We start from the raw sequence: 1,169 nt of genomic DNA, 5'->3' as shown, positions 1-1,169 counted from the left end.
ATGTGTATAAGAGACAGCTGTTCCCCTTGCCCGCCCCTTCCCGTAACCGGGGGCGTCGCCCCCGGGCCCCCTTGTGTCCTCAAGCGCCGGACGGGCTGGGGGTTGGGGCTCTGCCCCCGGCCCCCGCTCCTCAAGCGCCGGAGGGGCTGGATTTTGCTGGGCGGGGCGGGGTTCTGCCGGGCCGGGGCTGGGTTTTGCTGGGCGGGGCGGGGTTCTGCCGGGCCGGGCTGGGTTTTCCCGGGCGGGGCTGGGTTCTGCCGGGCGGGGGGTCGGGCGGCCCCGGTGGGGATGCCGTCCTGTTGGGGAGCGGTGATGCTGCTCGTATGGACGGTGCCGCGGACGGTGACGGGGTCCGGGTCGCTTCGGCGGCCGGGCGGTGGGTGATCCTGGCGACCGTGCTCGGGTCGAGCATGGCCATGCTCGACTCCACGGTCGTCAACGTCGCCCTGCCCCGGATCGGCCGGGACCTGGGCACCGACCTCGCCGCCCTCCAGTGGACCGTCAACGCCTACATGCTCACCCTCGCCGGGCTGCTCCTGCTCGGCGGGGCGCTCGGGGACCGGTTCGGCCGGCGGCGGGTGTTCGTCGTCGGGATCGTCTGGTTCGCGCTGGCGTCCCTGATCTGCGGGCTGGCTCCGGACGCGGGCGTCCTCGTCGCGGCCCGCGCGCTCCAGGGCATCGGCGGCGCCCTGCTCACCCCGGGCTCGCTGGCGCTCATCCAGGCGAGCTTCCACCCGGACGACCGGGCCCGCGCCGTCGGCCTCTGGTCGGGGCTCGGCGGGGTCGGGTCGGCGATCGGGCCGTTCGTCGGGGGCTGGCTCGTGGACGGGCCCGGCTGGCGGTGGGTGTTCCTGCTCAATCTGCCGCTCGCCGCGATCTGCGTGCCCGTCGCCCTGCGCCACGTCCCGGAGTCCCGGGACCCGGCGGACCACGGTCGCTTCGACGTGCGCGGGGCGGTGTGCGCCGCCCTCGCGCTCGCCCTGGTCACCTACGCGCTGATCGAGGTCCCGGCGCGGGGTGCCTCGGCCGTCGTCGTGGGGGCGGCGCTCGCCGGGGTGCTGCTCGGTGCCGCCTTCGTACGGCTGGAGCGGCGGCTGGCCGACCCGATGGTGCCGCCGTCGGTCTTCGCGTCCCGGCAGTTCACCGCCGTCAACGTCGTCACGTTCTGC

At 75.4% G+C, this 1,169-nt stretch carries 1 protein-coding gene; it reads left to right on the top strand.

Translation table 11 applies throughout. The features are described 5' to 3' along the window. Positions 1 to 323 precede the first annotated feature (323 nt). The coding region (locus tag IH13_RS0113030) for an MFS transporter (protein WP_031084009.1) at positions 324 to 1,169 on the top strand (846 nt) is incomplete at its 3' end.

Origin of the sequence: Streptomyces sp. NRRL WC-3549, from assembly GCF_000721935.1 — a bacterium.
Taxonomy (GTDB): Bacteria; Actinomycetota; Actinomycetes; order Streptomycetales; family Streptomycetaceae; genus Streptomyces.
The sequence above is the reverse complement of the archived record's forward strand: the minus strand, read 5'-3'. Positions and strand labels throughout refer to the sequence as shown.